The organism is Actinomadura sp. 3N508, from assembly GCF_044326375.1.
Classification (GTDB): domain Bacteria; phylum Actinomycetota; class Actinomycetes; order Streptosporangiales; family Streptosporangiaceae; genus Spirillospora.
Window position 1 is genome coordinate 960,952 of record NZ_JBIRAX010000002.1, and the last position, 23,072, is coordinate 984,023.

Annotated in this window: 19 protein-coding genes and 2 pseudogenes; 11 read left to right on the forward strand and 10 right to left on the reverse strand. The window is 71.4% G+C overall.

The window, feature by feature from the left end:
* Nucleotides 1-110: 110 nt before the first annotated feature.
* Together ACH34S_RS10680 and ACH34S_RS10685 are read right to left on the reverse strand one after the other, a co-directional pair.
* Nucleotides 111-1,700, reverse strand: coding sequence for an amidohydrolase family protein (locus ACH34S_RS10680; protein WP_395952337.1), 1,590 nt, complete (start codon nt 1,698-1,700; stop codon nt 111-113).
* Nucleotides 1,700-2,962 (reverse strand): amino acid deaminase, encoded by a 1,263-nt coding sequence (locus ACH34S_RS10685; RefSeq protein WP_395952338.1) that lies wholly within the window; start codon nt 2,960-2,962, stop codon nt 1,700-1,702. Before ACH34S_RS10685 ends, ACH34S_RS10680 begins: the two co-directional genes overlap by 1 nt.
* Before the next feature lie 121 nt (nt 2,963-3,083).
* Here ACH34S_RS10685 and ACH34S_RS10690 point away from each other — a divergent pair, with 121 nt between their 5' ends.
* Nucleotides 3,084-3,833 (forward strand): IclR family transcriptional regulator, encoded by a 750-nt coding sequence (locus ACH34S_RS10690; RefSeq protein ID WP_395952339.1) that lies wholly within the window; start codon nt 3,084-3,086, stop codon nt 3,831-3,833.
* On the opposite strand, the gene ACH34S_RS10695 is transcribed toward ACH34S_RS10690, so the two are convergent.
* Nucleotides 3,830-4,576 (reverse strand): ABC transporter permease, encoded by a 747-nt coding sequence (locus ACH34S_RS10695; protein ID WP_395952340.1) that lies wholly within the window; start codon nt 4,574-4,576, stop codon nt 3,830-3,832. The genes ACH34S_RS10690 and ACH34S_RS10695 overlap by 4 nt on opposite strands.
* A 70-nt stretch (nt 4,577-4,646) precedes the next feature.
* Between ACH34S_RS10695 and ACH34S_RS10700 the strand changes: the two genes are divergently transcribed.
* Nucleotides 4,647-5,501, forward strand: a complete 855-nt coding sequence (locus ACH34S_RS10700) for a polysaccharide deacetylase family protein (protein ID WP_395952341.1) — start codon at nt 4,647-4,649, stop codon at nt 5,499-5,501.
* Nucleotides 5,502-5,546: 45 nt separating this feature from the next.
* On the opposite strand, the gene ACH34S_RS10705 is transcribed toward ACH34S_RS10700, so the two are convergent.
* The gene (locus tag ACH34S_RS10705; RefSeq protein ID WP_395952342.1) at nt 5,547-7,715 is read right to left on the reverse strand and encodes an MMPL family transporter; all 2,169 of its coding nucleotides are present in this window, start codon (nt 7,713-7,715) and stop codon (nt 5,547-5,549) included.
* 441 nt (nt 7,716-8,156) lie between these two features.
* Here ACH34S_RS10705 and ACH34S_RS10710 point away from each other — a divergent pair.
* From ACH34S_RS10710 to ACH34S_RS10725, 4 genes and pseudogenes are all read left to right on the forward strand, one after another.
* A pseudogene (locus ACH34S_RS10710) lies at nt 8,157-9,361 on the forward strand (RNA-guided endonuclease InsQ/TnpB family protein).
* A 278-nt stretch (nt 9,362-9,639) separates the two neighbouring features.
* Nucleotides 9,640-10,968, forward strand: a complete 1,329-nt coding sequence (locus ACH34S_RS10715; protein WP_395952343.1) for a histidine kinase — start codon at nt 9,640-9,642, stop codon at nt 10,966-10,968.
* Nucleotides 10,932-11,576, forward strand: coding sequence for a response regulator transcription factor (locus ACH34S_RS10720; RefSeq protein ID WP_132176666.1), 645 nt, complete (start codon nt 10,932-10,934; stop codon nt 11,574-11,576). The genes ACH34S_RS10715 and ACH34S_RS10720 overlap by 37 nt, the downstream gene beginning before the upstream one ends.
* Before the next feature lie 115 nt (nt 11,577-11,691).
* Nucleotides 11,692-12,582, forward strand: coding sequence for a hypothetical protein (locus ACH34S_RS10725; RefSeq protein WP_395952344.1), 891 nt, complete (start codon nt 11,692-11,694; stop codon nt 12,580-12,582).
* Here ACH34S_RS10725 and ACH34S_RS10730 read toward each other — a convergent pair.
* Complete coding sequence (locus ACH34S_RS10730; protein WP_395952345.1) at nt 12,548-13,348, reverse strand: enoyl-CoA hydratase/isomerase family protein; 801 nt, start codon at nt 13,346-13,348, stop codon at nt 12,548-12,550. The two genes, ACH34S_RS10725 and ACH34S_RS10730, sit on opposite strands and share 35 nt — an antisense overlap.
* Before the next feature lie 485 nt (nt 13,349-13,833).
* Between ACH34S_RS10730 and rho the strand changes: the two are divergent.
* A pseudogene (gene rho / locus ACH34S_RS10735) lies at nt 13,834-15,051 on the forward strand (transcription termination factor Rho); the annotation flags it as partial.
* A 9-nt stretch (nt 15,052-15,060) separates the two neighbouring features.
* Here the strand turns inward: rho and ACH34S_RS10740 are convergent.
* Both ACH34S_RS10740 and ACH34S_RS10745 read right to left on the reverse strand, forming a co-directional pair.
* Complete coding sequence (locus tag ACH34S_RS10740; protein ID WP_395952346.1) at nt 15,061-16,896, reverse strand: serine/threonine-protein kinase; 1,836 nt, start codon at nt 16,894-16,896, stop codon at nt 15,061-15,063.
* A gap of 71 nt (nt 16,897-16,967) precedes the next feature.
* A complete protein-coding gene (locus tag ACH34S_RS10745; protein WP_395952347.1) occupies nt 16,968-18,542 on the reverse strand; it encodes an acyl-CoA synthetase in 1,575 nt (524 codons plus the stop codon).
* 222 nt (nt 18,543-18,764) lie between these two features.
* Between ACH34S_RS10745 and sigE the strand changes: the two genes are divergently transcribed.
* Nucleotides 18,765-19,304 carry an RNA polymerase sigma factor SigE gene (gene sigE, locus ACH34S_RS10750; RefSeq protein ID WP_395952432.1) on the forward strand — a complete coding sequence of 180 codons (540 nt, stop codon included), beginning with the start codon at nt 18,765-18,767 and terminating at the stop codon, nt 19,302-19,304.
* 75 nt (nt 19,305-19,379) lie between these two features.
* Here sigE and ACH34S_RS10755 read toward each other — a convergent pair whose 3' ends face one another.
* Complete coding sequence (locus ACH34S_RS10755; RefSeq protein ID WP_395952348.1) at nt 19,380-19,952, reverse strand: TetR/AcrR family transcriptional regulator; 573 nt, start codon at nt 19,950-19,952, stop codon at nt 19,380-19,382.
* A gap of 88 nt (nt 19,953-20,040) precedes the next feature.
* Here ACH34S_RS10755 and ACH34S_RS10760 point away from each other — a divergent pair, with 88 nt between their 5' ends.
* Complete coding sequence (locus ACH34S_RS10760; RefSeq protein ID WP_395952349.1) at nt 20,041-20,412, forward strand: DUF4267 domain-containing protein; 372 nt, start codon at nt 20,041-20,043, stop codon at nt 20,410-20,412.
* A 25-nt stretch (nt 20,413-20,437) separates the two neighbouring features.
* Nucleotides 20,438-20,932, forward strand: coding sequence for a cupin domain-containing protein (locus tag ACH34S_RS10765; protein ID WP_395952350.1), 495 nt, complete (start codon nt 20,438-20,440; stop codon nt 20,930-20,932).
* 21 nt (nt 20,933-20,953) lie between these two features.
* Here ACH34S_RS10765 and ACH34S_RS10770 read toward each other — a convergent pair whose 3' ends face one another.
* A complete protein-coding gene (locus tag ACH34S_RS10770) occupies nt 20,954-21,262 on the reverse strand; it encodes a hypothetical protein (RefSeq protein ID WP_395952351.1) in 309 nt (102 codons plus the stop codon).
* Between the two features lie 344 nt (nt 21,263-21,606).
* Here ACH34S_RS10770 and ACH34S_RS10775 point away from each other — a divergent pair, with 344 nt between their 5' ends.
* Nucleotides 21,607-22,140 (forward strand): CHAP domain-containing protein, encoded by a 534-nt coding sequence (locus ACH34S_RS10775; protein WP_395952352.1) that lies wholly within the window; start codon nt 21,607-21,609, stop codon nt 22,138-22,140.
* Between the two features lie 207 nt (nt 22,141-22,347).
* On the opposite strand, the gene ACH34S_RS10780 is transcribed toward ACH34S_RS10775, so the two are convergent.
* Entirely contained in the window at nt 22,348-23,064 is a 717-nt protein-coding gene (locus tag ACH34S_RS10780; protein ID WP_395952353.1) for a hypothetical protein, read from the reverse strand.
* Nucleotides 23,065-23,072: the final 8 nt, after the last annotated feature.

Here is a 23,072-nt window from a genome sequence, read left to right on the forward strand (position 1 = left end):
CGGATGGCGGGTCGTGGCGGGTGGAGGCGGGTTCTGGGGAGTCGGGGGGCGGGAGTCGGGAGGCAGGGGAACGGGAGTCGCGGCGGGGGCTGGTCAGGGGGTGCGGCGGGTCAGGTGGTCGTTCCGGTTTCGGTGCGGCGGAGGGAGCGGCCGGGGAGCGCTCCGGTGTGGCGCCCGCCGGAGATGACGGGCGTCCCGCCGACGAGCACGTGCTCGACGCCCTCGGCCTGCTGCTTCGGGTCGTCGAACGTGGCGGTGTCGCGGACGGTCTCGGGGTCGAACAGGACGAGGTCGGCGTGGAACCCGGGGCGGACGAGCCCGCGGTCTTCGAGGCGGAGGCGGCGCGCGGCGCGTCCGGTCAGGTGCGCGACGCACTCCTCCAGGGACAGGACGCCCAGCTCGCGGACGTAGTGGCCGAGGTAGCGCGGGAACGTCCCCCAGGCGCGCGGGTGCGGTTTCGCGGCGGCGAGGAGCCCGTCGCTGCCGCCCGTGTGGCACGGGTGCCGCATGATCGCCTGGACGTTCTCCTCGTGCCCGACGTGCTGGAGGATCGTGGTGGAGAGGTCGTCGGCGATCAGCCGCTCGCAGTAGACGTCGAACTCGGGACGCCCGGACGCGGCGGCGAGTTCGGCGATCGTCCGTCCGACGACGGAGGGGTCCGGGGAGCCGGAGATCTCGATCGTCTCCCATTCGGACGGGACGCCGTGGCAGCCGTCCGAGCCCTCGACCTCCATCGAGTGCCGGATCCGGGCCCGCTCGGCGGGGTCGTGGAGCCGCGCCAGCAGCGCCGAGGGCCCGCCCACGGCCGCCCAGCTCGGCAGCAGCGCGGCGAGGGTCGTGGATCCGGGCAGGTAGGGGTAGGTGTCGAGGGTGATGTCGCAGCCGTCGGCTATCGCGTCGTCCAGGAGGGCCAGCAGCTCGGGTGCGCGGCCCCGGTTGACGCCGAAGTTCATCGTCGCGTGGGCGAGGTGCAGCGGGCAGCCGGAGCGGCGCGACAGCTCGACCATCTCGGCGTACGCCTCCAGCGCGCCCGCCCCGTACGAGCGGTGGTGCGGCGCGTAGAACCCGCCGAGCGACCCGACGACGCGGCACAGCTCGGCCAGTTCTTCATCGTCGGCGTACATCCCTGGCACGTACGTGAGGCCGCTCGACATCCCGACCGCGCCCTCGCGCATGCCTGCGGCGACGAGTTCCCGTTGCCGGTCGAGCTCTGCTTGCGTCGGCGGACGGTCGTCCCAGCCCATCGCGAGCATCCGCACCGTGCCCTGCGGGACGAGATAGCAGGCGTTGACGGCGATGCCCTGGTCGAGGCGGTCGAGGTATTCGCCGACGGTCCGCCATGACCAGTCGAAGCCGGGCGGGTCGGTGTTCCAGCCGGCGATGGCGCGGCGGGTGTCGGCGAGGGTGGCGTCGTCGACGGGCGCGTAGGACAGGCCGTCCTGGCCGATGACCTCGGTCGTCACGCCCTGGCTGACCTTGGCGAGGTGGTCGGGCTCGATGAGGAGCGCCAGGTCGGAGTGGGCGTGCATGTCGATGAACCCGGGCGCGAGGACGAGGCCGTCCGCGTCGATGACGGTCGTCCCGGTGAGGCCGGGCCCGATCTCGGTGATCCGGCCCTCGTCGATCGTGACGTCGGCGACGCGGCCGGGGGTGCCGGTGCCGTCCACGACGGTCGCGCCGCGGATCACGGTGCCCGGCATCAGAACCACGTCCTGACGAGGTCGATCACGACCGGTTGTGCGGCGTCGGCGTCGTTCAGCACGGGGATCAGCGTCCATTTGTCGAGTGCGGTGCACGGGTGCGAGAGGGCCAGCCGCACCACGTCGCCGGGTTCCACGGCGGAGTCCACGAGGAAGGCGTGCTGGTCGTTGACCGCGGTCACGGACGCCTTCTCGACCGCCTCCGCCCCCTTCTCTCTCACGAGCTGGGGCACCGGAAGCCCTTCGTCGAACGGCAGGTCGCGTTTGCCGGCGTCCAGCAGGGCGAGCGCGGGCTCCGGCCGGGACACGACGCGCGCCCAGCCGTGCATGGCCGACCGCAGCCGCGCGTCCCCGGCGACGCCCCGCGAGAACGGCGAGATCTCCCGGTAGAACCCGTCGTCGTGGACGATGTACGCCCCGGACCGCAGCACGACCTGCCCTCCCGCGTCGCCCAGCACGTCCGCGACCTGGTCGAAGAAGGAGCTGCCGCCCGCCGTCACGATCGGCTCGTCGCTCTCGTAGTCGAGGCCGGCGAACAAGTTCGCCATCCGGCGCAGGTAGGCGTCAACGGCGCCGCGCCCCTCGTCGGACGCGTCGTGCGCGAGCGCGCCCTCGTATCCGGCGAGCCCGGCGAGGCGGAGCGTCGAGGCCTCGCGCACGGCGTCGGCGAGGGCGCTGGCGTCGCCGTCGTCCCGGACGCCGGTGCGGCCGTGCGGCCCGCCGATCTCGACGCACACGTCGACGCGGCGCTGGGCGCGGGCCAGGCGCAGCGCCTCGTCCATCAGCTCGACCGAGCGCGGCGAGTCGACCCAGGACACGAACTCGAACTCCGGATGTTCCTCCAGCTCGGCGGCCAGCCAGGCGAGGCCCGCCGGGTCGAGGAGCGAGTTCGCGAGCATGATCCGCCGGACGCCGAACGCCCGCGCGACGCGGAGCTGCGGCAGGTTCGCGACCGTGATGCCCCACGCGCCCGCGTCGAGCTGCCGCCGCCACAGCTGCGGGGCCATCGTCGTCTTGCCGTGCGGGGCGAGCGCGACGCCCGCCACGTCCGCCCACCGCGCCATCGTCAGGACGTTGTGGTCGAGCGCGCCCGCGTCCAGCGTCAGCAGCGGGGTGCCGAAGTCGTCGAGGGGCGGACGGCTCTCGCGCACATCCGCCACCGACATCCCGTGCAGCGACGCCGGAATCGCTTTGAAGCGCCAGTCGAGCCGTTCCTCACCGAGCGCGTCGACCGCCCCCGCATCGATGCTCCCGACCATCATGACCTCCGAGATTGCACATAATGCAACGATAATTGCGTCTTGTGCTGTTGTGGTTGTAACATCACCCGCGGGTGCCGGTCAACGACCCAGGGCTTACCCACGGAGGGAGCCTGATGAGCCGATGAGCCAGAGCCTCGGGCGCGCGCTCGCGATCCTCGGCGAGCTCGGCGAGGGGCCCCGCACCCTGGACGAGCTGGCCGCGACCGTCGGCGTCCACAAGACGACCGTGCTGCGCCTGCTCCGCACGATGGAGTCCGCCCGGTTCGTCCACCGCGACTCCGACCACCGCTTCCACCTCGGCTCCCGGCTGTTCGCGCTGGCGGGCGCGGCACTGGAGCAGCGCGGCGTCCGGGACGTCGCCGCCCCGCACCTGGCCCGGCTGAACGACGAGACCGGGCAGACCGTCCATCTCGGCGTGTACGAGGGCGGCAACGTCATCTACCTGGACAAATACGACTCGCGGCACTCGATCCGCATGTACTCGCGCGTGGGGCTGAGCATGCCGCTGCACGCCACCGCGATCGCCAAGGTCCTGCTCGCCGACCTCCCCGAACCGCGCCGCCGCCGCGTCGCCGAGGAGATCGAGTACACCGCGTTCACCGAGCACACCATCACCGGCCCTGACCGGCTCCTGGACGAGCTGTCCCGCGTCGCCGCCCAGGGCTACGCGCTGGACGACGCGGAGCACGAGACGTTCATCCGCTGCATCGCCGCGCCCGTCCGGGACGCCACCGGACGCGTCATCGCCGCCGTCTCCATCTCGGTCCCCGAGGTCGTCCTGACCCGCGACGAGGTCCTCGCCCTCCTGCCCGCCCTCCTCGAAACCGTCCAGACCATCTCCACCGCCTGCGGCCACACGGAACCCGGCTAACCGAACCGCCCTGTGGCCACCAGCTCCAGGGTGATCAAGACGGCGATCGACTCGACGGCCAGGAGCCCGACGAGGACCAGAAGCTGGATCGCGCCCGCCTCCACCGGATCGGCGCCGCCGAGCAGGACGCCGACGAACGCGCCCGGCAGCGTGACCAGCCCGACCGTGCGCGTCTGGTCCAGAGCGGGGAACAGGCCGAGCGCGGCGGCGGGTCTGCACACCTCCAGCGCCGCGTCGCGAGGGAGGAGACCGAGCGCCAGGCCGCCCTCGTACTCGCCGCGCCGGGTGGTGAGCTCGTCCAGGGCGCGGCGGCCGGTGAGGCCGGTCGCGGACATCGCGCCGCCGATGAAGATCCCCGCGATGGGCAGCACCGCCACCGGACGCGACGGCACCGCCGTCGAGGCCAGCAGCAGGACAAGGACGGGCGCCACCCCGGCGACGATCGGCAGCAGCGTCCACCAGCCCGGCCCGAGCGTGGCCCCGGTGATGCGCCGTCCCGCCGTGGCCGCCGCGACCACGACCATGCCCGCGACGAACACCGCCGTCCAGCCCGCGCTGCGCAGCACCGCCGCGATGAGCAGCGAGACGGCCGCGAGCTGGACCGCCGCCCGCACCGACACGACGAGCACGTCCCGGCCGAGGCCGGGACCGAGCCCGCCGGCGCGGACCGCCAGCGCGGCGAACGCGGCGAGCGCGACCAGCACGAGCACGAGAACGGGCCCGAGTTCGGGCACCGCGCTCACCCGTCCCCCTTGTGGGTTGAAGATCCCATAGCGGCCTCCTACCCGGTTAAACACCGATAGCGTTGGACATGTGGAGGTTGATCTGGCCGGCGAGGCGTCGAAGCTCGCGTCCCGCCTGGCGTCCCGCCGCGAAACGCTCTGGCTGATGGGTGCGGCGGCCGGCCTCACCGTGCTGGGAGCCGACGGCGCCCGCCCCTCGAAGGGCTCCAGCGCCGCGGTGGAGACGGCGCCCCGCACGCGGCCCGCCGCTAACCCGGCACCGCCGCCGAAGCCCAAGCCGAAGCCGCGCCCCGCCGCGTGGACGCCCGCGAAGCTCACCGCGGTGGAGACGCCCGTCCGCGAACTCTCGCAGCTCTCCCCCGCGCCGCCGCCGAAATCGATAGCGCTCACCATCGACGACGGCCCGAACCCGAAATGGACGCCGCAGATGCTCGACCTCCTCGCCGAGGAGGAGATCCGCGCGACGTTCTTCATCATCGGCGAGCAGGTCAAGGAGTATCCGGCGCTGACCCGCCGCATCGCCGACGCCGGGCACCAGATCTGCAACCACACCGAGACGCATCCGATCGGCATCGGTCGGCTTTCGGCGAAGCGCGTCCGCAAGGAGATCGTCGAGGCGCACGACCGGATCGCCGACGTGACCGGCGTCGTCCCGCAGTACTTCCGGTCGCCGGGCGGGGCGTGGTCCAAGACCGTCCTGGACGTGACGGCCGAGCACGGCATGCTGCCGATCGACTGGGCCGTCGACCCGCGCGACTGGGCCCGGCCGGGCGTCGGGCGGATCCGCAGGTCCCTCCTGGCGGGCAAGGAGGGCGACATCGTCCTGTGCCACGACGGCGGCGGCGACCGCTCCCAGACGATCAAGGCCCTCAGGGGCGCCATTCCGAAACTGAAGAAACGCGGGCTGACCTTCGTCGCTCTTTAGCGCGCGAAAGCCCCGGCCGAAATGGCCGGGGCTTTCGCATGGGTGTCAGTTCTGCGGGATCAGCGGTTGCGGAGCCGGTGGCGGCTGGATCGGGTCGGGGACGGTCTCCTCCCCATGGGAGATGCGCGGCAGCCAGCCCAGCCAGCGCGGCAGGTACCAGTTCGCCCGGCCCAGCAGCGTCATGATGGCCGGGAGGAGCACCACGCGGACGATCGTCGCGTCGATGAGGACCGCGACCGCCAGGCCGACGCCCAGCTGCTTGAACGCCTGCATGGTGAGCGTCCCGAAGATCCCGAACGTGGCGATCATGATGATGGCGGCGCTGGTCACCGGGCCCGCCGTGGCGAGGATGCCCTCCCGGACGGCGCGCGTCGTGTCCAGCCCGCGGTCATAGGCCTCGCGGATCCGGGAGACGACGAACACGTGGTAGTCCATGGACAGGCCGAACAGGACGACGAACACGAACAGCGGGATCCACGACTCCAGAGCTCCGGCTCCCGTCGTACCGACGAGGTTGTCGCCCCAGCCGTGCTGGAACACCGCGACCATCACGCCGTACGCCGCGCCGACCGACAGCAGGTTGAGGGCGATGGCGCTGGCCGCGATCAGCAGCGAGCGGAAGAAGACCAGCATCAGCAGGAACGTGATCCCCATGACGAAGAGGAAGACGGGGACGATGCTCGTCCTGAGCTGCGCGTTGTAGTCGGTCGACCAGGCGAGATCGCCGCTGACCGGGGCCTCGCCGACCTGCCCGACCGTCTGCGGGACGATCCGTTCCCTGAGCGTCTCCAGCGCGTGCGTCGAGGTCGCGTCGGAGCCCGTCCCGGCGAGCGGGATCTCGATCTCGGCGAGGTTCTCCTTGCCGTGCACGGTGACCTCGATCGGCTCGTTCATCTCCTTCGACGCGACGGCCCGCCGCTTCAGCTCGTCGATCGCGGCGGTGACCTCCGGCGCGTTGATGTCGCGGGCCTTGACCACGACGACCGCGGGGTCCGGGGTGCCGGGGAACGCCTCGTTCAGCTTCGTGTAGGTCTGCGCGATCTCCTCGCCCGGCGGGATCTGCTGGTCGATGCGGAGCTGCTCGGTCTTCATCCCGAGCGCGGGCGCGGCCAGGGCGAGCAGCAGCCCGGCGGCGAGCACGGCCGCGATCCCCGGACGGGCCAGGACGGGCTTCAGCAGCGTCCCCACCACCCCGGCGCGGTCCTCCGCGGCGCGCCGGCCCTGGCGCCGGGTCCGGCCCCGGAACGGGATGCGCGCGAACTCGACCTTGTCGCCGAGCAGGGAGAGCAGCGCGGGCAGGACGGTCACCGACCCGAGCATCGCGATCAGCACGACGAGGATCGTCGCGACCGCGAAGCCCTTGAACAGCAGCAGCCCGGACAGGAACATCCCGGACATCGCGACCATCACGGTGAGCCCGGAGACGAGGACCGACCGTCCCGAGGTGGCGGCGGCGATCGCGAGGGCCGTGCCCCTGTCCCGGCCCTTGCGCCGCTCCTCCCGCTCGCGCTGCAGGTAGAACAGGCAGTAGTCGACGCCGACCGCCAGGCCCATCAGCAGCATCACCGAGTTCGTCGTGTCGTCGACGTGCAGCGCGTGGCTCGTGACGGCGAGGAGGCCGCCCGCGGCGAGGAACGCGGTGAACGCCAGCATGACGGGCAGCACGGCCGCGACCAGCGCGCCGAACGCGACGAGCAGGATGCCGAGCGCGAGCGGCAGCGCCGTCACCTCGGCGCGCTGGAAGTCACTGCCGAAGACCTCGTCGAACCACGCGTCGGCGGTGGCGCCGCCGAACTGCCCCATCTCGACCGACGGGTTGTCGCGCTCCGCCTTCGCCACCGCGTCCTGGATCGCGGGCAGCGGGTCGGGCGCGTCGTCGGCCACCTCCGGGACGGTGAACTGCACCATCACGTGCCGCCCGTCCTTGGACGTCACGTCCGGCCGCAGCTCGGTGATCTTCCCGGTGGCCTGGACGTTCGCCCGGACCGCCGCGACCGCCCGCCTCATCTCCGGCGACCCGGCCGCGTGCGCGCCGCCGGAGACGAGCACGGTCTCCTGGTCCGGGTCGTCGATCCCCGCCTCGGTGAGGAGCTGCTCGGCCCGCGCCGACTGCCCGGTGCCCTGCTCGTGGCTCTCCATCGTGACCTGACCCGTCGCGCCGCCGAGCAGCGTGGCCAGGACGACGAACAGCAGCCATCCGAAAATGGCGGTCAAGCGATGCCGCGCGCTCCATCCGCCGAGCGTGGCGGCGAAATTCCGTTTCATGGGTTCCCCGAGAATCGTCGGTTAGGGATGACCCCATGAACGCTAGAAAGCCCGGGAACTCCGCGACATGGCCCTAGACGCCGTCCGACGGTGTAGCTAAGTACAGGTGTAGTTAGCTACACCCCCTACGCAGGATCGGGGGTCAGCGCTGTCCGGCCTTGTCGACGATCGCCGCCCGCAGGGTCGCCGACCAGCCCAGGATCTGGCCTTTCTTGAAATGCGATTCCCCGTCGTCGCCCTTGGTGGTGTGGTTGCGCACGGCGGTCGCCCGGTGGCCCATGTATTCGTAGGTCCGGGGATCGATGATGATGTCGGTGCGAACCCAGCCCTCGTCGACGCGTCCTCGAACGTGTGCGCGAGCATCACAGCCGGTAGCGTAGGATGTGAGGCATGGCGCGCACGGTGAAGCGGGCGTTCAAGTACCGCTTCTACCCCACCGCTGAGCAGGCGGCCGAACTCGCCCGCACGTTCGGGTGCGTGCGCCTGGTCTACAACCGGGCCTTGGCCGAACGCACCCGCGCCTGGTACTCCGAGCAGCGTCGTGTCTCCTACGTGGAGACCTCCGCGATGCTCACCGCCTGGAAACGCACCGGGGAGCTGGCGTTCCTGGGCGAGGTGTCCAGCGTGCCGCTCCAGCAGGCGTTGCGGCACCTGCAGACCGCGTTCACCAGCTTCTTCTCCAAGCGCGCGAAGTACCCGCGTTTCAAGTCGCGGAAGAGGTCCCGGCAGAGCGCGGAGTACACGCGCAGCGCGTTCACGTGGCGGGACGGCCGCCTGACGCTGGCCAAGATGTCCGGGCCGCTGGAGGTCCGATGGTCGCGGCCGCTGCCCGAGGACGCGGAGCCGTCCACGGTGACGGTGTCCCGCGACGGCGCGGGCCGGTGTTTGTGTCGATCCTGTGCACCGACACCATCGCCCCCCTCGACCCGGCCGATCGGGCGGTGGGGATCGACGCCGGGCTTACGTCGCTGGTCACCCTGTCCACCGGGGAGAAGGTCACCAACCCCCGGCACGAACGCCGTGACCGCGAACGGCTCGCCCGCGCGCAGCGGGACCTGGCCCGCAAGGCCAAGGGGTCGAAGAACCGGGACAAGGCCCGCCGGAAGGTCGCGCGTATCCATGCGCGGATCGTCGACCGGCGCCGCGACTTCCTGCACAAGCTAACGGCTCGGCTCGTCCACGAGAACCAAGTGGTCGTGATCGAGGACCTGAACATCGCGGGCATGGTCGCCAACCACTCCCTCGCCCGTGCGATCTCCGACGCGGCGTGGCGGGACCTGCGGGCGATGCTGGAGTACAAGGCCGACTGGTACGGCCGGGAACTGGTGGTGATCGACCGGTGGCTCCCCTCTTCCAAGTTGTGCGGGAGCTGCGGCACGGTCCGCGAGGAATTGCCGCTGGACGTCCGTGAGTGGACGTGCGAGTGCGGCACCGTGCATGACCGCGATGTGAACGCCGCGAAGAACATCGTGGCCGCCGGGCTGGCGGTAGCGGCCTGTGGAGCCGACGTAAGACCCAAACGGCGCAAGCCGGGAGGGCAGACGGCGACGAAGCAGGAAACCCGATCCGCGAGGGTCGGACTCCCCCGCCTTTAGGCATGGGGAGGAAGTCAAGCCAGGGACTCCTCACACCAACCCCCACCCCCACCCCCCAGGTCAGTCGTCCGGTTCCATCCCCCCTTCTCGACCGCACCGGCCCGGGCGATTCCCCATTTCTCGGTGGGCCCGTGCCCCGGGGCAGGTGTAGCCAGGTACACCCCATCCTTGGGTTGCGGGCACACTGTGCGGAAGGGCGCTGGCCAGAAGACTGGACGTCATAAGCCAGCGACCCTTGGGGGGACCCCGTGAACAGTGGATTGTCGAAAGAGACGCGGGTGACGGAAACGCGATCGAAGGAGACCCGGCCGCGGGAGACGCGGCTGCAGCTGCATGTCCGTGCGCCGTGGCGTGGGCTGGCGTTCTGGCTGCTGGGCATCCCCGCGATGCTCACCGGCGCGTGGTTCATCACGGTCGTGTCGATGATCTCCAGCTTCCTCGGCGTGCTGCTGTTCCCGTCCGCGGTGATGCTGCTGCGCACCCAGCTGGACGCCTACCGCTCCAGGATCAACAACTGGACCGACGTCCACATCGAGCGCCCCTACCTCCCGGAGCCCGAGTACCAGCCCGGCTTCCAGGGCATGATCAAGCGCTTCGTCCGGCTGATCACCGACCCGGCGACGTGGCGCGACTACCTGTGGGTCGTCGCCGACCCGATCGTGGTGCTGTTCACCGCGGCGCTGCCGGGCCTGCTCGTGTTGTACGGGCTGTGGGGCTTCGCGGTCGCGACGTTCGCCGGCGGGTGGATCGGCCACTACGGCGGCAGCGACTGGTACGCCTACATCCACATCACCGAGGGCTACGACCAGGACGTCTCGCGCATCGTCTCCACGCTCGTCATCGCCACCTTCTGCATCGCCGCCGGGCTCCTCATCGGCCCGAAGATGATGAACGTGTACGGCCGCTGGGGGCGGTTCATCCTCGGCCCGACACGGAAGTCGGAGCTGGCGCTGCGCGTCCGGCACCTGACCGAGACGCGGTCGGAGGCCGTGGACGCCTCCGCCGCCGAGCTGCGCCGCATCGAGCGCGACCTGCACGACGGCGCGCAGGCCCGGCTCGTCGCGATGGGCATGAGCCTCGGCGCCATCGAGCACCTCCTCGACAAGGACCCGGAGAAGGCCCGGATGCTGCTGGCGGAGGCGCGCGAGTCGTCCGCGAAGGCGCTGCACGAGCTGCGCGACCTCGTCCGCGGCATCCACCCGCCGGTGCTCGCCGACCGCGGCATCGGCGACGCGGTCAAGGCCCTCGCGCTCGACCACCCGCTGCGCGTCGAGGTCGACGCCGACCTGCCCGCGCGGCCCGAGCCGCCGGTCGAGTCGGCCGCCTACTTCGCGGTGTCGGAGATCCTCACGAACGCGGCCAAGCACTCCGGCGCGTCCCGCATCTGGGTGGACATGCGCTACGAGCGCGGCATGCTGCGGATCACCGTCACCGACGACGGCCACGGCGGCGCAAAGCTGGACGGCGGGACCGGACTGCGCGGGATCGAACGGCGTATCGGTACATTCGACGGCGTCCTCGCCCTCAACTCCCCCGTGGGCGGTCCGACGATCGTCACCATGGAGCTGCCGTGCGCGTTGTCATCGCCGAAGACCTCGCCCTCCTGAGAGAGGGCCTGGTCAGCCTGCTCGAAACGCATGACTTCGAGATCGCGGCCGCGGTCGACAACGGCCCGTCGCTGCTGAAGGCGCTCCTCGACCACCGCCCGGACGTGGCGGTGGTCGACGTGCGCCTGCCGCCGTCCTTCACCGACGAGGGGCTGCAGGCCGCGCTGGAGGCGCGCCGCCAGGTCCCGGGCATGCCGGTGCTGGTGCTGTCGCAGTACGTCGAGCAGCTGTACGCGCGGGAGCTGCTCGCGGACGGCAGCGGCGGCATCGGCTACCTGCTGAAGGACCGGGTGTTCGACGCCGCGCAGTTCGTGGACGCGGTCCGCCGGGTCGCCGCGGGCGGCACCGCGATGGACCCCGAGGTCATCTCCCGGCTCGTCGCCAGCAACACCCGCAACACGCCGATCAGCCGCCTCACGCCGCGCGAGACCGAAGTCCTGGAGCTGATGGCGCAGGGCCGCTCCAACGCCGCGATCGCGGAACGGCTCGTCGTCACCGAGCGGGCCGTGACCAAGCACACCGCGAACATCTTCACCAAGCTCGACCTGCCCGTGACCGGCGACGACAACCGGCGGGTTCTCGCCGTTCTGGCCTACCTGAACCGCTGACGGCTATCTTGCTCGGCGGGATAGCCCTCAAGAGGCCCGAAGACCGCAGCGAAGCGAGGATCTTCGGACCTCCTCTCCGGGGGTCTGGGGGTCGCCCCCCAGAAAGGCAGGCGCGATGACGGTGGTTCTGGTGCTGCTCTGTTTGGCGATCGCCGGCCGGGAGCTGTATCTGGCGTTCGAACGCAAGCGGATCCCGGGCGCCCCCGAGATCGCCGACATCCGTACCCAGCTCCGCGCGCTGAAGGGGACGCGGGAGGAGCTGGAGAGCGTCCGCACGTCCCAGCGCGAGCAGCTCGACCGGCTGACCCGCGAGCAGGACCGCGACCGCGAGGCCCTGGGCGAGGCCGACGCGCGGATCCGGTCGCTGATCGCGCAGATCAACGACCGCATGGTCCCGGACGTCAACGAGAAGCTGAGCCGCCAGCGCGAGGCGATGGCCAGGCAGGAGGAGGTGCTCCGGGGGCTGGCGGCAGAGGTCGCCGGGCTCCGCGCGAACCTGGCCCGGCGGCTCGACCAGGCCGTCGCGGCGTCCCTCGGCGCCGAGCCGGTGGACGTGGTCGGCGGGGTGGTGCGCGCCGAGCCGGCTTCCACGCAGGAGGCGCTGACCGGCCCGTTCGAGCGGTTCGCCGAACACCATGGGCTGCGCGTCGAGCTGAGCGAACTCGGCCGCTACTACCTGTCGGGCCGCAGCCCGCGCGGCCTCGAACGCGACTTCCTCGACCTCGTGCGCTCCCTGCGCACCGGCTCGGGAGACGCGGCGGAGATCCAGGAGCTGCTGGACGTCCTCGGCTCGGCCGACCGGGGCGCGGTGCGGATCGGGCCGCTGCTCGCCGTCCGGACACCGGAGTCGCTGGTCTGCGGGGTGCTGCCGCTCGCCGAGCTGCTCCGTCCCGAGGCCGCCGGGCTGCCCGACGACCCGTCCGCCGCCGCGCGCCGCCTGCGCCTGCTCCCCGGCACGCGGTTCGCCGTGCTCAGCGGCGGGGGCGGGACGGGGCCGTCCAGCTGAAGCCGGGGTCGCGGCGTTCGAGGAACGCGGCGGCGCCCTCCTCGACCTCGCCGCTCGCGGCCATCTCCTCCAGCCACCACTTCGCCCGCTCCCCGACAGGCCCGGAAGCGACGACGGTGTCCACGATGTCCTTCGTCGCGCACTGGGTGAGCAGCGAACGGGACGCGAGCGTCGCGGCGAACTCCGCGACCCGCCCGCGCAGCCCGGCGCCGCCCGCCGGGACGACCTCGTCCAGCAGGCCGATGCGGAGCGCGTGCTCGGCGCCGATCAGGTCCGCCGAGTACAGCAGGTACTTCGCGGCCGACGGCCCCACCAGCCCGACGATCCGCGCCGTCGCCGCGACCGGGTAGACGATGCCGAGCCTCGCCGGGGTGATCCCGAACCGGGCGCCGTCCGCCGCGAACCGCAGGTCGCAGGCCGCGGCGAGCTGGCAGCCGCCGCCGACGCAGTAGCCCTCGATCGCCGCGAGCGTCGGCTTCGGGAACGCGGCGAGCGCCCGCTCCGCGACCGTCCCCAGGTGGGTGTCGTCGTCGCGGTGGATGGCGGCCAGCTCGCCGATGTCGGCGCCCGCGCAGAAGTTCCCGCCCGCCCCGGTCAGCACCACGACCCGCACGCCCGGGTCGGCGGCGAGGCCGTCGAGGATGCCGGGAAGCGCCCGCCACATGTCCGCGGACATCGCGTTGCGCTTGGCCGGACGGTCGATCACGATCGTGCCGACCCCGTCCGCGACCTCCGCGCGCAGCCTGCCGTCCGGCGACTCGGCCATGATCCTCCCTCTGCTCGGACGCGGCTCATCGTACGGAAGCCGGGGACGCGCCCCGCCGGGAGGCCGACCGGGGCGGCGGGCCACTCCGTCCGAGGCGGCGGGCCGCTGCGGGACGATCCGTCCGAAAGCGGCCGATGAGCTCCGGGAATGCGAAACCGCCCCGGAGTGCTGTACTGTCGAGGCAACGTCTTCGGATTTCCGCCACACGCGGCGAGGGCGTTTCTTCCCCGCCCGGGCCATCTGAGAGCCCGGTGATTCCCGGTTCAGTACGTCCAGAGCAGCGTGCTGGGTCGCCGTACAAGGGAGCCGACGTCAGCCCGGTGAACCGAGCTGCATTTCTCTCGTTCCACTCGCGTACGCGCCGCGGGTTCCGCCGCCGTACGCGAGATTCGACCCCGGGCCGCGCGGAGCGTTCCGCACCGGCCTGAGAAGGGACCCACATGTCCACTTCCACACTCACCACAACAGAACGTCCCACCACCGCGTCCGAGGGCCGCGTCGCCGGCTCCGAGGGCCGGGCGGCGAGGGCACCGCACAGCGTGTCCTCGCAGAGCGGCGGCCGGAAGAGCCGCCAGGGGCGGCGCCCCGCCGAAGAGGTCCCGCTCGTCCCGTTCCAAGGCGTCCTCGCCGTCCAGGACAAGCACGCGTTCGTCCGCACCTCCGGCTACCACCCCGGCCCGGACGACGTCCACGTCTCGCTCGCCCAGATCGACGCCAACAACCTGCGTCCCGGCGACGTCGTCGCGGGAACGGCGCGGCCGCCGAAGTCCAACCGCGAGAAGTTCTCCGCCCTCGCCCGCGTCGAGACCGTGAACGGCGTCGCGCCCGCCGACGCGGCCGACCGTCCCGAGTTCGGCAAGCTGACCCCGCTGTTCCCGGACGAGCGCCTCCGCCTCGACACCGGCCCGCTCGCCACCCGCGTCATCGACCTCATCGCGCCGATCGGCAAGGGCCAGCGCGGCCTCATCGTGTCGCCGCCGAAGGTCGGCAAGACGATGGTGCTGCAGTCCGTCGCGAACGCGATCGCGCAGAACAACCCCGAAGTGCACCTCATGGTCGTGCTCATCGACGAGCGGCCGGAAGAGGTCACCGACCTGCAGCGGACGGTGCGCGGCGAGGTGATCCACTCGACGTTCGACCGTCCCGCGCAGGAGCACACCGCGCTCGCCGAACTGGCCATCGAGCGGGCCAAGCGCCTCGTCGAGCAGGGCCAGGACGTGGTCATGCTGCTCGACTCGATCACCCGGCTCGGCCGCGCGTACAACCTGGCGGCGCCGTCCAGCAGCCGCATCCTGGCGGGCGGTGTCGCGACGACCGCGATCTACCCGCCGAAGAAGTTCTTCGGCGCCGCCCGCAACATCGAGAACGGCGGCTCCCTCACCATCCTCGCCACCGCGCTGGTGGAGACCGGCTCCCGGATGGACGACGTCTTCTTCGAGGAGTACAAGGGCACCGGGAACATGGAGCTCAAGCTCGACCGGGGCCTCGCCGACCGCCGCGTCTTCCCCGCCGTCGACATCGACGCGTCCAGCACCCGCCGCGACGAGCTGCTCATGTCGCCCGAAGAACTCGCGCTCTCCTGGCGCCTCCGCCGAGCTCTCCAGGGGCTGGAGAAGCAGCAGGCCGTCGAGCACCTCCTGGAGAAGATGAAGGGCACGTCGTCCAACGCGGAATTCCTCCTCCGCCTCCAGCAGACGCTCTGACCCCCGCCTTCACGACTTCTCCGGACGGAACGAACTGAGGATCTTGTCGTAGAGGCGCTGGCCGGGCGTCCACTGCCGATCGGGCGCGTAGAAGCAGAACTCGTACCCCGCCGCCCGGCTGCACAGCACATGCTTGGTCCTGTGCTCCCGGATGGAGTCCCTGCCGGGCCTGCCCGCGACGGCGGTGCCCTGCGCGACGCTCCGCCAGGTGAACTCCCATTCCGCCGCGCCTTCGATGACCTCCGGTACCCGTTCGAGGCGCAGCCGGTGGTATCCCGGGTAGCGGTTCTCCGCCATGGCGGCCCGTTCCTCGGCGCGCAGCCCCTCCAGCGGGTCCCCGAGCACCGGGGCGATGCGCAGCCCGCGCCCCGTGTGGACGTCCTTCCAGCGCATGACGGGCCCGCGCCGCTCCGCCTGCCAGCCCGCCGGCACGCGCACCGAATAGGCGCCCGCCTCCCGGTACTTCGCGGTCTTGGCCCCCACGCCCGATGCCGGACGCAGCGCGACCGCGTCGCTCTTGCCGATCGACGTCCAGCGGGCCGCCCAGGTGCCGGTCCCGGCCGCGACCGCGGCGAGCACCGCCACGCCCGCCACCGCGCCGGGCCGCACTCTGCGTCCCGCCAGTAGCACCGGCGCACGCAGCCGCAGGGGACGCCGGGGCCGCCACGCACCGCGGCGACGCCACCAGCCACGGTCGAGCGACCAGCCGCGGACCGCCCACCGGCGCCGCTGGGGCGAACCGCAGGGCGGCGACGCATCGTCCTGCCGCTCTCCTGGGGGCCGGGGGTTGCGGAGCGTCCACGGGACGCGCGGTCCGCGGAAGACGCGGGAGCGGGCCGCGTCCCGCGACACCCACGACCCGCGCTGGGCCCACGGCACGCGGTGCCGCAGCGTGAGCCGCCGCGCCGAGAACGCGCGTGTCTCCTGCGGGAGCTTCGCGCGCGTGGCGCCGGGCATCGGAACGTTCCCGAGCACGTCCTGCAACAGTTCGGCGGTGGCCTCGGCCGTCAGCCGGTCCTCTGGCCGCTGTCTCAGCAGCCCTTCGATGACGGGCGTCAGCGGCCCGGCCCGCACCGGACGCGGGAAGTCGCCCAGGAGCACCGCCACCATGGACGCCAGCGCGTGACACCGCAGGAACGGCGAGAACCCCTCGACGGCGGTGTAGAGCGTCGCGCCGAGAGACCACAGGTCGGACGCCTCAGCGCCCTGGAGCCGGTTCACCCGTTCCGGCGGGAGGTAAGCGGGGGAGCCCTCGATGCCCGCGGGCATGGTGTCGGCGGTCTCCTGCCCGTGGTCCATGTGGACGGCCAGGCCGAAATCAGTCAGCAGCACCCGCCCGTCGTCGCAGACCAGGATGTTGCTGGGCTTCACATCCCGATGCAGGATTCCCGCCGCGTGCGACGCGCGCAGCACCGACAGGACGGCCGCGCCGATCTCGGCCGTCCGGCGGACGCCCAGCGGCCCGTCCTCGGTGACGAGCCGGTTCAGCGAGCACGACTCCAGGAACTCCATGACGATCCACGGCCGCCCGCCCTCGATGAGGAGGTCGTGGACGGCGACCACACCCGGATGCTTCAGCGCGGCGGTGGCCCGTGCCTCGGCCAGCAGGCGCCGGCACATCACCTTGCGCTCGCTCTGGGTGATGCGCCCGGGGAGATGGACCTCCTTGACGGCGACGTGCCGGTCCAGCACTTCGTCATAGGCGCGCCAGACGGTTCCCATGCCGCCCCTGCCGACCACAGAGAGCAGGCGATACCGCCGCGCAAGCGGTATCAACCGATCCCCGTTCATGGGGAAGTTAATCGCCCGGAAGCGCTCAAGGCATGCTCCCTCGCCATCAATCATTTCTTGACGGTGAGCCCGGGAGAGAAAGCGACCGAATGTGGTATAAGACCGCGCCTCGGGGAAAAGGGCCTTTAGGCGAGTACGCTCCGTGCCCACTTGTAGTCGGATTTGCCGACGGCGGTGCGTTGCACCTCGTCGACCAGCTTGAGCTGGCGCGGCAGTTTGTAGCCGGCGAGCCGCCCGCGGCAGTGCCCGGTCAGTTCCTCCAGCGTGAGCGTCGCGCCCGGCCGGGGCGCGACGACGGCGGCGACGCGCTGCCCGAACCGGTCGTCCGGCAGGCCGACCACGACGGCGTCGAGCACGTCCGGATGGTCCTTCAGCGCGACCTCGACCTCCTCCGGGTACACCTTCTCCCCGCCCGTGTTGATGACCAGGGAGCCGCGGCCGAGGAGCACGATCGTGCCGTCGTCCTGGCGGGTGGCGAAGTCGCCGGGGATCGACCAGCGGGTCCCGTCCGCCGCGGTGAAGAACGTCGAGCGGGTCTTCTCGGGGTCGTTGTAGTACCCGACCGGGATGTGCCCGCTCCGCGCGAGCCGGCCGATCTCTCCCGGCGGCACGACGTTCAGCTCGTCGTCCAGGATGGTGACGTCGGCGTCCATCTTGAACCGGGCGGTGCCGTCGGTCCCATCGACGGAGGGGCCGCACGCCCCGGTCTCCGAGGCGCCATAGTTGTCGAGGAACATGATGTTCGGAAGATGGTCACGCAATGTTCGCTTGACGCCCTCGGTAAGCGGCGCGCCGCCGGACGCGATGCCGATCAGCGAGGGCACCTCATATTGGCCGGTGGCCAGCGCGTCCGCGACCGGACGCGCCATCACATCGCCCACCAGCATCAGCACATTCGCCTGTTCCTCCGCGACCAGCCTGAGCGCCTTACCGGCATCGAAAGCGTGATCCGTGTAAAGGACGACTTTGGCGCCGCTGAACAATCCCATGAACGCGACCCATTGCCCGGCGCCGTGCATGACGGGCGCGCAGTCGAGCACGGCCGTCGCGGGCTGGCCGGCGTTGGCGGCGAGTTCCTCCGGGCTGCCGATGGGATCCCCGAAGACGTTCCCGCCGCCGAGCGCGCCGAAGAAGATGTCCTCGCAGCGCCATTCGACGCCCTTCGGAGACCCGGTCGTCCCGCCGGTGTACATGATGTAGCGATCATCATTGGACCGCTCGGGAAATCCCTCATCCGGATCGGCCTCGGCGAGCGCGGGCTCGTAAGGCACCGCCCCCGGGATCTCGACGTCCGACCCGTCCTCCAGCACCACCACATGCCGCAGCTTCGGCAGTTCCCCGCGGATCTCCTCGGCCTTCGCCAAGAGCGAACGCTCGCCGATCAGCGCGACGGAGTCCGAATCGGCCAGGACGTGCCGCAGCTCCGCCGCCACGTACCGGTAGTTCACCGGGATCGGCACCGCGCGGATCTTGAACGCGCCGAACATCGCCTCGATCCACTCGGCCCGGTTGTGGGCGAGGATCGCGACATGCTCCCCGGCCCGCACACCGGCCTGCGCCAGATGCCGTCCGACCCGGCTCGCACGCTCGTTGAGCTGCGCATACGTCCGCCGCTCGGCACCCGCCACGAGCGCGGGACGCGCCGCCGCCGCGGCCGTCATGATCTCCAGCAGGTCGGCCGGGTTGTAGCTTCGCACCATGCCACGGTCCTCGCATATCGGGGCGGGGTGCCCCCGATCCTGCATGCCGGACAGCGCGAACACAATCCTTATTGTCACTCAGTCCAATGAAATGGATCACACGCTCGCGGATTGCCTGATCCGGCCACGGCGCACGCTTCTTACACGGCTCTTATCCGCCTACCGGCATGCTTGGCCGTAACGATTCAGTATCAGACGGGGGTAGTGGTGAGCGCAGGCGCTATGGCGTGGACCCCGCCGAGCTGGGAGGAGATCGTCAGCGAGCACTCCACCCGGGTGTTCCGGCTGGCGTACCGGCTGACCGGCAACCGGCACGACGCCGAAGACCTGACCCAGGACGTCTTCATCCGGGTCTTCCGTTCCCTGTCGTCCTACACCCCCGGCACGTTCGAGGGCTGGCTGCACCGCATCACCACGAACCTCTTCCTCGACCGCGCCCGCCGCAAGCAGCGCATCCGCTTCGACGCCCTGGCCGACGACGCCGCCGAACGCCTCCAGGGCCGCGAGCCGTCCCCCGCCCAGGCCTACGACGAGCGCCACCTGGACGCCGACATCCAGCGAGCCCTCGACGACCTGGTCCCGGAATACCGCGCGGCGGTGGTTCTCTGCGACATCGAGGGCCTGTCCTACGAGGAGATCGCGGCGACCCTGAACGTCAAGCTGGGCACCGTCCGCTCCCGCATCCACCGAGGCCGCGCCCACCTGCGCGACGCCCTCGAACACCGCCGCCCAGAGGTGACCACCCTCACCACCGACCGCTGACGACCCTGCCCCGAACAGCCCGCTGAACCTTTGCCGGTCCTCTTCGGGGGCCGTCCGGGCATGGCCGACATCCGGTCAGCGGGCGAAGCGGCCGATGAAGATGGCCAGGCGTTCGTCGTGGGCCTCGCGGGGGAGGCGGCCGCTGCGCATCAGGGTGATCAGCCCGTGCAGCCCGCTCCAGAACGTCTCGGTCAGCGTCGGGAGATCGTCGTCGCCCGCGAGCGGCCGCAGGGCCTCCACCAGTTCACCGAAGGCCTGCTTCAACGGCTCGGGAGCCTCCGGGGTGGCGAACGGCAGGTCGCTGGCGTGCGTGAACATCGCGTCGTACAGCGCGGGCCTGCGCTCGGCGAACGCCGCGTACGCCGCGCCGACGGCGGCCAGCGCCTCCTTCGGACCCGATGCCGCGGTCCGGGCGGCGTGCAGTTCGGCGGCCAGATCGACGCAGCCCTCGATGGCGACGGCGGCCATGATGGCGTTCTTGCCCTTGAAGTGGCTGTAGAGGACCGGCTGGCTGTACTCGATCTCGGCCGCCAGCCGGCGGGTGGTCACCGCGTCCCACCCCTCGGATTCGGCCAGTTCCCGCGCCGCCGTGACGATCAACCGCTCTCGCTCTGCCCGCTCGCGCTCCCGGCGCGCTTGGATCGACATGCTCCCGATTCTAGCAGTGATAGACATGCTGCCGACGCTCTGCTAGCGTCGTCCTCGTTTCTAGCACTGCTAACTACCGGAGATCCTCATGCTCACCCTGATCGCCTACGGGCTCGCCATCGCCCTGGTCGCCATGGTCACCTTCATCGGCCTGCGGTTCCTGCTGGTTCCCCAGCCCGCGGCCGCCGGCTACGGCGTGCCCGCCAAGCAGGACGGCGATGGCGCGTACCTGACCATCAAGGGCCTGCGCGACTTCACCTTCGGCGTCCTCGGCGCGGCCCTGCTCGCCTTCGCCAGCCCGGACGCCGCCGGCTTGTACATGCTCGTCGTCGCGATCGCTCCGCTGGGCGACACCCTCATCGTCCTGCGCCACGGCGGCACCAAGGCCGTAGCATTCGGCATCCACTTCGCCACCGCCGTCGCCGTGCTCGTCAGCGCCGCCCTGCTGTTCGCCGTCTGAACCTGCTCACTAAGGATTCACAGCCATGTCCCAGCTCACGCCCGACTTCGACCAGGCCGTCATCGTCCGCGGCGCCGAGGCCGAGGTCATCGGCCGGGCCCCCACCACCATCCGGCTGCTGGCCGACAGCAGCTCCACCGGCGGCGCGCTGTCGACCCAGCGCGTCACTCTCGCCGGCGGCGCCGACGGCGCCAAACCGCACCGCCACGACAACTCCGCCGAGATGTTCTACATGCTGGACGGCACCGCCCAGCTCCTGTCGGGCGACCAGGTCGTCACCGCCGAGCGCGGCGACCTGGTGATCGTGCCGCCCGGCGCCGCGCACGCCTTCGCCGCCGCACCGGGCGAGGACGCCGACATCCTCATCGTCATCACACCCGGCGTCGAACGCTTCGAGTACTTCCGCCACCTGGAGCGCATCGCCTACGGAAAGGTGCCGCCCGAGAGCCTCCTGGACGTCCAGGAGCTCTACGACACCTACTTCCTCGCAAGCACCGCCTGGGAATCGGCCAGGTCCTGAGCAGCGCGAACGCCGCCCCGCCTAGAGCGCCGAGAACAGGTCACGGCCATCGAGCACCTCGATGGCCGTGATCGCCGTACCGGTCAGATCCAGGCTCAGCCAGAAAATGGTCTCGCCGTCCCGCCTCAGCTCCGCCATATAGGGGCTCCCCGACCCCACCGGGGCGGTCAGCAGGTTCTCGCACGCCGGAGTACAGGTACACCGGCCGCAGAAGGGGAGGTCTTCGACGCTGCCGGCGAGCGGGTCGCCCTCGGCACGCAGCAACTGAACGATCTCGGCGACCAGCTCCGGAAACTCCTCCACCAGACGCGGATACGGTTCGGCCGTCATGCCCCACACGCTACGCCCGTGGCGACGCCGCCGAACGCCGCCAAGACGGGCAGGCGTCACCCGATCCGGCGGGCGGCGGGGGTTGGAGCCCGGAACCGTCCACACGCGGACGCTACCTCGCCGCCCCTCCCCAGCACTCCGAGCCGTTTCCAACCCTCGCGCGTTCACACAGGTCAGAAGGCGTTTCCTCGGGGTCTCTCCGACAGGAAACGGGGATCCTCTTGTCCCGCTCCCGGCGCTCGGGCCACGGTGAGGGCGTCACGAAACGTGATCGCCTGATTGCTCTCGGTCGCGACGCTCGTCCGAGGCGGTCAGGCGACCGCGAACGATCAGGAGGGACGAACATGAGGAAGATCGCACTGACGGTGACCGCGTGCGCGCTCTGGGCGGCGCCGGCCGCTCTCACCGCATCGGCCCTGGCCGACGTGCCGGCCCAGCCCGGCCAGGCCGTGGCCGCAGCGGAGGCGGGGGCGTCCAGCGCGCGGATCGGCGACGACTACCCCTACCGCAACGGCGACCCGCGCAAGCCGGACCGCTGGAACTTCTACCAGCGGGAATGCACGTCGTTCGTCGCGTGGCGGCTCAACCAGCTCGGCGTGCGCTTCCACAACCACTACAAGGGGGTCCGCTGGAGCAACGCCAAGAACTGGGACGACGCCGCCCGTCGCGTGGGCATCAGGGTCGACCACCGGCCGACGGTCGGCTCGGTCGCCCAGCGGAACGGCGGCAGGTTCGGCCACGTCGCCTACGTCGCCAAGGTCAGCGGCAACAGGGTGCTGCTGGAGGAGTACAACCACCGGGGCACTCACCGCTACAAGAACCCGCCTCGGTGGATCAACGCGGGCGAGATGGACAACTACCTCCACATTGCACGCTGACCTGACCGGATCCATCTAGATCCATCCAGGTCCGCCCGTCCCGTCCCCGGCTCCCCCTGGGGGCGGGGCGGGCACACCGGCTCGGCCGGGACCGGCAAGGGAAGGGCCCGCGCGCGCCGCGGGCCCTTCCCACCCGCGTGCCCGGTGACCCGGGCGTGCGGAAGGGCCCGCGCAACCCCACGTCCGCGGGCCCTTCCTGTGCGTGTGTCAGCCGGTGACCGGGAGGTCGCCGGTGACCGGGGTGGGCGCGGGCGCGGCGTCCGGCGGGGTGTTCGGCTGCGCCGGCTTGCCCGGGTCGGACGGCTGCGACGGCGGGGTGCTCGGCTGGCCGGGCTTGTCGCCCTTGCCGCAGGTCACGGACGAGATGGCGATCGTCTGGGTCTTGCCGGCGAGGGTCAGGCTCACCTCGATGGCCGTGATGGACAGGTTGCCGTCGTGGTCGCGGACGTGCTTGTTCAGCGTGACCGTCGCGGCGCCGAGGCCGTTCAGGTTGACGGTCAGGGCCGAGTTGGGCGCCGCGGTGAGCTTCAGCTTGCGGCCGTTCAGCGACGCCTGCTTCAGGTGCGAGACGCCGTTGCCGTTCTCGCACTTGGCGGTGACCGCGCTGGCGCTCAGGCCGATCTTGGCGATCCGGAGGTCGGCGACGGACGCGCGGCCGTGCCCGGCCCAGGCGGCGGCGTTCAGCACGCGCGCCTCGATCCCGAGCGCGTTGGCGGGCAGCTCGGCGACGCTCTTGCGCTCCGGCTTGTGGCCGGTGGACGTCACGGACGGGGTCGGCGGGATCGCCACCGGCCCGGTCGCGGAGATCGCGACGGCGGAGCCGACGCCGCCGCTCGTCGCGGACGCGGCGGGGACGAGGGCCGTGAAGGGCAACGCGAGCGCGCCGGCGACGGCCGCGCACTTCGTGAGGGTCTGCAAACGCACGATTGCTC

Bases quoted from the DNA above. Each gene is read 5' to 3' on its own strand.
- ACH34S_RS10680 (WP_395952337.1), bottom strand. From the start codon at position 1,700: ATGCCGGGCACCGTGATCCGCGGCGCGACCGTCGTGGACGGCACCGGC.
- ACH34S_RS10730 (WP_395952345.1), bottom strand. From the start codon at position 13,348: ATGGCCGAGTCGCCGGACGGCAGGCTGCGCGCGGAGGTCGCGGACGGG.
- ACH34S_RS10685 (WP_395952338.1), bottom strand. From the start codon at position 2,962: ATGATGGTCGGGAGCATCGATGCGGGGGCGGTCGACGCGCTCGGTGAG.
- ACH34S_RS10770 (WP_395952351.1), bottom strand. From the start codon at position 21,262: ATGACGGCCGAACCGTATCCGCGTCTGGTGGAGGAGTTTCCGGAGCTG.
- ACH34S_RS10755 (WP_395952348.1), bottom strand. From the start codon at position 19,952: ATGTCGATCCAAGCGCGCCGGGAGCGCGAGCGGGCAGAGCGAGAGCGG.
- ACH34S_RS10775 (WP_395952352.1), top strand. From the start codon at position 21,607: ATGAGGAAGATCGCACTGACGGTGACCGCGTGCGCGCTCTGGGCGGCG.
- ACH34S_RS10745 (WP_395952347.1), bottom strand. From the start codon at position 18,542: ATGGTGCGAAGCTACAACCCGGCCGACCTGCTGGAGATCATGACGGCC.
- ACH34S_RS10740 (WP_395952346.1), bottom strand. From the start codon at position 16,896: ATGATTGATGGCGAGGGAGCATGCCTTGAGCGCTTCCGGGCGATTAAC.
- ACH34S_RS10690 (WP_395952339.1), top strand. From the start codon at position 3,084: ATGAGCCAGAGCCTCGGGCGCGCGCTCGCGATCCTCGGCGAGCTCGGC.
- ACH34S_RS10725 (WP_395952344.1), top strand. From the start codon at position 11,692: ATGACGGTGGTTCTGGTGCTGCTCTGTTTGGCGATCGCCGGCCGGGAG.
- sigE (WP_395952432.1), top strand. From the start codon at position 18,765: ATGGCGTGGACCCCGCCGAGCTGGGAGGAGATCGTCAGCGAGCACTCC.
- ACH34S_RS10765 (WP_395952350.1), top strand. From the start codon at position 20,438: ATGTCCCAGCTCACGCCCGACTTCGACCAGGCCGTCATCGTCCGCGGC.
- ACH34S_RS10760 (WP_395952349.1), top strand. From the start codon at position 20,041: ATGCTCACCCTGATCGCCTACGGGCTCGCCATCGCCCTGGTCGCCATG.